Below are 8383 nucleotides of genomic sequence, written 5' to 3'. Positions count from 1 at the left end.
TAGCATAAGCTTTTCATGGTTTTAGCTCGAAAAAGTTCGCCGCACCATCTCTCACTTATTAATAATAATTCCTAGTAAGCTCGCTCCTATCCCTAATTCTTTCGTTAGCTTTTTGCCTAGAATCGCTAGATCTATTTCTAGTGAGAGAAGCCAGAAGCCTTTGTTAGCAAGTTTTCTAGCTCGCTTGTCCCCCTGTCAGGCAGTTATCAGTTATCAGTTAGAAGGTGTTGGGTTTTTGGGGTATTAGTTAAAATTTCCCCATTTCCCTATCTCCCCATCACCTCACTCCTATACTTTAGGGTTTAATTGCATACAAAGTGCCGACATTTTTACTGCGAGGCATCCTAGAAAAGATTATAAAACCGAAGTCTTGCAGATGTTTTACTAAAGCATCGGGACCCTTTTTATGCCACTCCATCATGACAATTTTAATCTGTCCTAATTGACCGGTTGCCGCTAAAGAATCGAGGATTTCGTATTCGGAACCTTCACAATCAATCTTGGCAACTATATCGATGTCGGGATAGTCAGAGGTAATACCTTTAAACACATCGGTGAAAGGTTTAATAATTAAATCGGCTGTAGCGGTTTGTTTCGATGCAAAAGGTTTTAATTGGTTATCAATACCAGAAATACCAACACTAGCTTTAACACTGTAATCGTATTCGACTTGAATAATTTCATCACGAGCGCCGACTCCATAATCAAAAGCTTTAATCTTCTCCGCTAGATTGGGATTGAGGGCAAAATTTCTTAAGGCTTGGTCGTAGGTAGCCTTAAAAGGTTCGTAACTATAGACAGCTTTTACATTAACTCGATTGGCAAAAAAGAGACTAGCAAAACCCGTATTCATGCCAATATCGATCGCTACACAGGGCTGATCATAGAGGAAGTTATATACACCTAAAAGGAAAATTTCATGGGCGATATCTAAATCCTGTCCCGTCTCGATAATTAACTTAACTCCATCGATTTCGATAATTAATTCCTGTTGCTCATCGATATAAAATTGACAATCAGCCAGAGCTTTTAGTGCGTTAGCTTTGTTAAAAACTTTACTAACCAAAAGAAAATCCTGCTTATTTTTGCTTAAACTGATCCCTAAGGGTTTGTAAAAAAGTTGACCAGATTTAGCATCATATGCCACATAATTAGGATTAATATTATGCTCTGCCAACTGACTAGACCAATATTGATCGGCAATATGGGGATAAGTCTTAAATTGTCGATAGCGTTTATGTGCATCTAACAGTTTTTGATAAAGCATTGCTTGTCTAGCCTCGATTTTTTAGGATGGATGAAGGTAATTTTATGGACAAGTTTGACAAAGTTTGATAGGCTTGTCAAGAAAATCCCTCGTCTCTGAGCATCAGAAGTCAGGAAACCCATCTCAAACAAGGTAACACAGACCATCAGGAGTTAACACGCCTTGAATTACTCTGATTTTATATTTTGGTGGATATTAATCCTTTTTAGCGTTCCTTTCCTAACGGCACGCTACCTGGCGAAGTCCTTCAATCTCTGGCGAGGTGTTTTTGATGGGGTCGGATTAGCGGCACTGTCCCTGATCCTGTTTTACTACGCCAGCCGCACCAGTTTCCTCGTTTTCATCGTCTCCCTAGCCTTTAACTACATTATGGTCTGGCTAGTGCTGAAAATGAGCGGCTGGAAAGCGAATCTCCTGGCCACTATCGTTATCGTCATTGATATTCTCGTCCTCGCCTACTTCAAGTATTTCGGCTTTTTCGTCCAGGAAATCATCGGATTGTTCGTTTCTCTCCCCCCTAACTGGAAGGAACTTTCCCCAATTCCCGTGCCTAGCCAAATACCGCCGGGGGTATCCTTCTATACCTTCCAGATGGTGGCTTTCGTGGTGGACTCCCTGCGGGAAAAGAAAAAGAAACCCCTAGCCGTCCTCGATTATGTCAATTTTATCTCCTTTTTCCCCCAAATTGTCGCAGGTCCGATCGAGCGTCGCCGGGATTTATTGCCACAAATGGAGGGATTTCGCCTCAAATTTACAGGAGAAAACTTCGAGAAGGGTTTGCGTTGGCTTTCCCTCGGTTTATTTATGAAATTTGTCCTCGCCGATAACATTGCGCCCTACATCGAATTAGATAAGATGATCGACAATGCTTGGTATATCTGGTTTGAGGCCTTTTTATTCACCCTGAGAATCTATTTTGACTTCGGTGGTTATAGCTTTATTGCTGTCGGTTTAGCCTATTTTGTCGGGGTGAGATTAGAATTAAACTTTCTAGCCCCCTACACATCCCAAAGTATTAACGAATTTTGGCGACGTTGGCATATTACCCTTAGCACTTGGTTTCGGGATTATGTGTTTTTACCCCTGATGGGTTCCAATAAAAACTGGGCTCCTTTTTACCTATTCATTACCTTTACTCTCTCTGGTTTCTGGCACGGTGCGGCTTGGAATTTTATCTTTTGGGGTGCTTACCACGGGGCATTATTATTACTACTGCGTTATCTGGGCCGACCTTTCTATGCTTTTGTCGGGAAATACGTTTCTCAGCCGCAAATTGTCTCCTGGGCTTTAACGCAATTGGCGGTCATTTTTGGTTGTCTCTTTTTCATGGAGATTAACACCAGAAGACTAATCGGCAAAATGCTAGTTATTGCCAATCCTTTCAATTATTCCTTAGCTAATATCGGAGAGATTTTTAGTTCCTATAGTCTCAATCAAGGAGCAGTTTTAAGCGTCGCTTTAGTTCTTGGTATCATTGTTTTAATCCTCGAACATCTGGCTATCTCTCAGAAAAAGTTTGAATATGAACTATTGTTATCGCCTTGGCTGTCTAAAATATTGCTAGGTTTAACTATTCTCCTAGCTTCCACTAATACCGGTGACTTTATTTACTTTGAATTCTGATGAATACTAAATCTTTTAACATTTTCCCCTGGTTAGCCTCTCTGGGAGTCGCTTGGTCCCTCGGCTTTGTTTATAATGTCATCTACGGCGGCGAGTTAAGCTGGTTGCGGATGATGTACGAGGAAAAATCAGCGATCGCAGCTAGTACCGAAGGACCGCGGCGTTTAATCGTCACGGCGGGATCGGGGGCGCATTATAGCATAAATTCGGAATTAATGGCCAAAGAATTGGGAATGCCCGTGGTTAACCTCGGTTTACAGGGGGATATCGGGTTAAATGTTATTGCCGCTATGATTCTCGAAAAAGCGCGCCAAGGAGACGTAATTCTGCTGATTCCTGAATATCTCATGCTCATGGATGAGGACGGTTTTAATCGCGGTGAAGGACTTTGGGGGTCCGCACCTTTTAGCGTCGCTATTGGTAAACCCGGGTTAGGTGGGATACCTTTAAAAACCATGATCGAGGATACTTGGTTATTAGGTATTCCGGGGATGCGTGCAGTCACTAAATCCACGGTTGATTTATTCACTAAAGGCAGAATGACGGGTTATCTTTCCGATCCGATTACTGACAGAGGCGATCCGACTATAGTTAAGGAAAAAACAGGGAAATGGAAATGGTGGCAAATGACCTTTGATACTCCTGCCTCTGCTCACTCGATTAAAGCTATTGAAAAACTCAAGAAAGATTTAGAAGCAAAAGGGGCGACTTTAGTGGTTTCTTTGCCCTGGGTTTATGCCAAAAATGATGGTAAAACCTTTGCTAATATTCGCAAATCTGCCGAAGAATTAAGTCGGGTTGTGCCAACAATTTATGACCCAAAAGACTTGAATATTAAGACCGATTCTACTATTTTTGCTGACACTCACTATCATCTTTTGCCCCCGGCGCAAATTATTCGTTCAGAACAATTAGTTTCGGAACTGAAACCTCTCTTAAACACAACTGAGAATAAAAATCCATGAATAGACCTATAACTAAGATTTGCATTCTGGGGGGGGGGTTTGGAGGGTTATACACGGCACTCGATTTGAGTGGATTAACAGCAGTAAAATCAGGTCAATGGCAAATAACTTTAGTCGAACCGAAAGACCATTTTCTCTTTACTCCCCTTCTCTATGAACTAATTACAGGAGAATTGCAACGCTGGGAAATTGCCCCCTCCTACCGTCAATTATTAACAGGAACTCAGGTTAATTTAAAAACTCAAAAAGCTATTAATATTGACTTAAACAATCATCAAGTATATTTAGAAAATGAGGAGGTTATAGATTATGATTACCTCGTTTTAGCGGTGGGAGTGCGGAATCGTTGGCCAGCTATACCGGGGTTAGCTGATTATGGGCTAACTTTTCGGAGTTTAGAGGATGTGGAAAAATTACAAACGGCAATTCATGACTTAGAAACTCAAGGAAAATCATCAATTAATTTAGCAATTATTGGCGGTGGTCCCAATGGGGTAGAATTAGCCTGTAAGGTAGCTGATCGCTTAGGAAAAAAAGGCAAAGTTCATCTAGTGGAAAAGAACGAGGAAATACTGCAAAACTTCCCTAAATCGGTGCGTGTTGCTTCCTATCGTTCCCTTTTTGCCAAGAATGTTAGTCTCTATTTAAACACGGGATTAAAGGAAGTTACTGCTAATTCCATGACCATATTTAAAGATAATACAAATGAGGTTATCCCCATTGATTTATTATTGTGGACAGCAGGAACTGAGGCACAGGATTGGATCAATAATTTAGATTGTCAGAAAACAGCACAAGGCAAATTATTAACCCGTTCTAGTTTACAATTAATCGACTATCCTGAAGTTTTTGCCCTTGGGGATATCGCCGAAATTTATCCTAGTAAACAGGTAATTCCTGCCACAGCACAGGCAGCCTATCAAGCAGCCAGTGTAGTAGCCAAAAATATCTCGGCAGTAATCAGAAAAAAATCGCCACAACCCTATTATTATCTCCATTTAGGTGATATGTTAACCCTGGGTAAACAATCAGCCCTTGTCTCCAGTTTTGGCATTAATATTACTGGTAGATTAGCCGATATAATGCGTCGATTTGTCTATATACTGCGTTTACCCAGCAAACGCCATCAGTTGAAAGTGTTTCGACATTGGGCGAAAAAAATTCTTCTCCGACTCCGTTATTCACAGGTATTGTCTAATCAACCCATTGAATCAAAAAATACTCGTTAATTGTAGTTAAAATCCATGAAAACCTTTCTCAGAGTTACAAATTGATAATTGCATCTTTTCTCGTCAAGGTGAAGTATAGACTAATCCTCGCTGATCAACCATTTCAGATGCAAGAAATCAAGTTTTAAAGCTTTAGAAAAACTTGATAGGTTGTAGTTTTTCGGGAGTGAATGCTTTCTTTGTGCGAGAAGATTTACTTGCAGATCATTTCTGTTCCCCTTTTACTGCTGAAAATCATTACGAACCCGCGCGCTATTTTCTTTGTTACCAAAAAGCTGGCCATCCTCGCGCTTTTGGCGAATTTAAGACCATTGAATAGGGGAAATTAACCGATAATTAATAACTTGTTGGGGTGCGTTAATTTAACCAGCAACACACCCTAACTTTGTATTAATGCAAGAAATGACGAATGCCTGTTAAGACCATAATTAAACCTAACTCATTAGCGGCATTAATCGAATCCTGATCTTTTAAAGAACCTCCGGGTTGAACAATTGCCTCGATACCAAACTGGGCCGCCGTGCGAACAGAATCATCAAAAGGGAAAAAACCATCACTAGCTAAATAGCCACCTTTAGCCGCTTCCCCTGCTTGTTCAAGGGCAATTTTTACCGAACCAACGCGATTCATTTGCCCCGCACCAACGCCTAAAGTAGTTTGATTTTTTGTCACTACAATAGCGTTAGATTTAACGTGCTTAGATACTTTCCAAGCAAACAGTAATTCCGCTAATTGTGCGGCAGTGGGTTGTTTTTCTGTCACCACGCGCCACTCCTCCGGGGTTTCTACCACATCATCGGCCGCTTGTACTAGAAAACCGCCGGCGATAACTTTTACTGTTTGTTTTTCTCCCCTGCTTAAATCCGGCAGCAATAAAATCCGCACTTTTGACTTTTTAGCGAGGATATCCCGGGCTTCAGGGCTACAATCGGGGGCAACCACGCATTCTAGGAAGGTTTTCGTTAATTCTTTAGCGGTTGCTTCATCTATGGCTTGATTTAGGGCAACAATACCCCCAAAAGCCGAGATAGCATCGGCATTAAAAGCTTTAGTATAAGCTTCCACTAAACTACCACCGATCGCCACCCCACAGGGATTAGTGTGTTTCAAGATGGCGGCGGCCGGTTCTTCATTGCCGAACTCGGCGATTAAACGGCGGGCTGCTTCTAAATCGACTAAATTGTTATAACTTAGTTCTTTTCCCTGTAATAAGGTTGCTTTTCCCCAACCGTGAGCCATTGTACCGCTGCCGTACCAAGTGGCACTTTGGTGGGGATTTTCGCCGTAACGCAGGGTTTGCAGGGCATTTCCCGCCAAATTAAAGCGAGTCGTTTCCCCGTTTAAGCTGGCGAAATAGGCGGCGATCGCACCATCGTAGGCATTGGTTAAAGCGAAGGTTTCCCCCGCCATTTTTTGACGGAATTCCAGGGAGATTTCGCCGTTATTTTGCCGAAATTGGCTTAAATACTGCTCGTAATACTTCGGGTTACTGATGACAGTCAAATGGGCGAAATTTTTAGCTGAGGCGCGTAACATCGCCGGACCACCGATATCGATTTGTTCGATCGCCTGAGCGGTGGTAACATCAGGATTAGCGATCGTCTGTTCAAAGGGATAGAGATTAACCACCACCAAATCAAAAGGACGAATTTGATTAGCCTCCATTTCCGCTAAATCTGACTGCCAATCCCGTCTAGCCAAAATACCGCCATGGATGCGAGGATGGAGAGTTTTCACCCTTCCGCCCAAGATTTCAGGAGAGCCTGTGTATTCTCCCACTTTAATCACGGGAATTCCCGCCGCTTGGAGCGTTTTGGCGGTTCCTCCACTGCTAATAATTTCAAAATCAAATTCTTCTGTTAGCTGACGGGCAAAGTCAACTATTCCGGTTTTGTCAGTCACGCTGATCAGCGCTAAACGTCCCATAGTAGTGATCTATAAGCAACCATTTCAGTATATCCCAGCCCTAACCCGTTAAAAATTAAAAAAAGTAGGTTAGTAAATAAGCTGTTCGTAATTTAAATTGCTTGTTGAGACGAGGCAAGAGGCAAGAGGCAAAAGGCAACAGTAAAAGGATTGGCGGAGGTTCGGCTAATTTAAGAATAAGCTGTTTAAATACGTCTTAGCTTAATCAGCTGCTTCTATATTTTCGTCTCTCAAATATCAACTTATGCCAAGAAAAAAATTGCAACTACTCTTGGAAAGATTTAGTCTGACTTGTTAAAAAATACAGGATTTTTCATGGTAACGAAGTCCATCTAGATTAGTGAAAACCTCTTGGCAACCCTTATCGCCAAATGTTGTCAGATTACCATCATCTTTTCTTGTCCTTAATGCCTAGAAAATGTCACCTAATAACGTTTGTGATCAACTAATTGACTGAGAGTCACCACCTGATAACCTCGATCGTGTAATTTCGCTAATAAATTCTTCAGCACGATCGCCGTGTTTTCATCTCTTTCGGGAGACCCACCGTGAAGCACTAAAATCGCCCCGGGGAAAATAAATTGCGAGATATACCAAGTGGTAAATTGAGGGTGATTCGTTGCTTTTCCGGTATCTAAAGGGATCATGGAAGCGAGGGCAAATCGGGACTCATAGCCGGGGAATTTCCCCAAAAACGAGCGCATAGATTGATTATAGAAGGCTTGACCGGGACGATACCAGCGCGGTGCAAGACCGGCAAGACGACTTAAAATATCGTTAGCTTCCCGAAACTGACTAGCAAAAGCGTCGGCAGCCAGTTGACTGGTACGCAGATCTTGGGTGCCGTGATTAGCGATTTCGTGACCTTGGGCGATGAGGCTCTCAATCAAGGTGGAGTTCGGTTGTAGGTGTCCCGTAATCAGAAAAAAAGTCGTCTTGACGGGGGTTGCTGGGCTGGCTTTTTCTCGATTATGAGTTGCGATCGCTGCTAAAATGCGATCGGTGGATTTTCCTTCGGGATCGTTGGGAGTGGGTGCATCATCGATGGTAAGAGCGATAATTTTCTCTCCTGTGGGTTGATAGAAAATTGCCCCTGGGAAAAGTCGAGCGACGATCGAGATAATTAATTTGGCAATACTCATTTCGGGGGTTAAGGGATGAGAGGAGAAGCAAAGATTAGTGATTACAGCCCAGTGACTGAAAGATTATTTCTATAGTAGATATTAGACCTCTTAGACCTCTTGCATAAATCCGAAAACAAACGATAGAAACAATAATGGGAGGGACTTTCAGTTAATTATTTATTAGTAGTTGATAATCTTCAAAAATGTTGCTGTACAAGGATCGACTTAAGACTTTTGCAAGAGGTCTAT

At 42.0% G+C, this 8383-nt stretch carries 6 protein-coding genes; 3 read left to right on the top strand and 3 right to left on the bottom strand.

Annotation, left to right across the window (positions count from 1 at the left end; all coding sequences use genetic code 11):
• Positions 1–295: 295 nt before the first annotated feature.
• The gene (locus tag IM462_RS19910; RefSeq protein ID WP_287700050.1) at positions 296–1267 is read right to left on the bottom strand and encodes an FkbM family methyltransferase; all 972 of its coding nucleotides are present in this window, start codon (positions 1265–1267) and stop codon (positions 296–298) included.
• A gap of 162 nt (positions 1268–1429) precedes the next feature.
• Here IM462_RS19910 and IM462_RS19905 point away from each other — a divergent pair, with 162 nt between their 5' ends.
• The 3 genes from IM462_RS19905 to IM462_RS19895 are packed head-to-tail and all read left to right on the top strand — an operon-like array spanning position 1430 to position 5084.
• Positions 1430–2890, top strand: coding sequence for an MBOAT family O-acyltransferase (locus IM462_RS19905; RefSeq protein WP_287700049.1), 1461 nt, complete (start codon positions 1430–1432; stop codon positions 2888–2890).
• Entirely contained in the window at positions 2890–3855 is a 966-nt protein-coding gene (locus IM462_RS19900) for a hypothetical protein (protein WP_287700048.1), read from the top strand. Before IM462_RS19905 ends, IM462_RS19900 begins: the two co-directional genes overlap by 1 nt.
• The gene (locus IM462_RS19895; RefSeq protein WP_287700047.1) at positions 3852–5084 is read left to right on the top strand and encodes an NAD(P)/FAD-dependent oxidoreductase; all 1233 of its coding nucleotides are present in this window, start codon (positions 3852–3854) and stop codon (positions 5082–5084) included. Before IM462_RS19900 ends, IM462_RS19895 begins: the two co-directional genes overlap by 4 nt.
• Before the next feature lie 390 nt (positions 5085–5474).
• Here the strand turns inward: IM462_RS19895 and purH are convergent, their stop codons facing one another.
• Both purH and IM462_RS19885 read right to left on the bottom strand, forming a co-directional pair.
• A complete protein-coding gene (purH, locus tag IM462_RS19890) occupies positions 5475–7010 on the bottom strand; it encodes a bifunctional phosphoribosylaminoimidazolecarboxamide formyltransferase/IMP cyclohydrolase (protein ID WP_287700046.1) in 1536 nt (511 codons plus the stop codon).
• Positions 7011–7435: 425 nt separating this feature from the next.
• The gene (locus tag IM462_RS19885) at positions 7436–8152 is read right to left on the bottom strand and encodes a polysaccharide deacetylase family protein (RefSeq protein ID WP_287700045.1); all 717 of its coding nucleotides are present in this window, start codon (positions 8150–8152) and stop codon (positions 7436–7438) included.
• Positions 8153–8383 lie beyond the last annotated feature (231 nt).

It is taken from the genome of Microcystis sp. M144S2 (assembly GCF_020246065.1).
Classification (GTDB): Bacteria; Cyanobacteriota; Cyanobacteriia; order Cyanobacteriales; family Microcystaceae; genus Microcystis; species Microcystis ichthyoblabe_A.
The sequence above is the reverse complement of the archived record's forward strand: the minus strand, read 5'-3'. Positions and strand labels throughout refer to the sequence as shown.

Excerpts from the sequence above, each read along its gene's own strand:
- IM462_RS19910 (WP_287700050.1), bottom strand. The coding sequence starts at position 1,267 with ATGCTTTATCAAAAACTGTTAGATGCACATAAACGCTATCGACAATTT.
- IM462_RS19900 (WP_287700048.1), top strand. The coding sequence starts at position 2,890 with ATGAATACTAAATCTTTTAACATTTTCCCCTGGTTAGCCTCTCTGGGA.
- IM462_RS19895 (WP_287700047.1), top strand. The coding sequence starts at position 3,852 with ATGAATAGACCTATAACTAAGATTTGCATTCTGGGGGGGGGGTTTGGA.
- purH (WP_287700046.1), bottom strand. The coding sequence starts at position 7,010 with ATGGGACGTTTAGCGCTGATCAGCGTGACTGACAAAACCGGAATAGTT.
- IM462_RS19885 (WP_287700045.1), bottom strand. The coding sequence starts at position 8,152 with ATGAGTATTGCCAAATTAATTATCTCGATCGTCGCTCGACTTTTCCCA.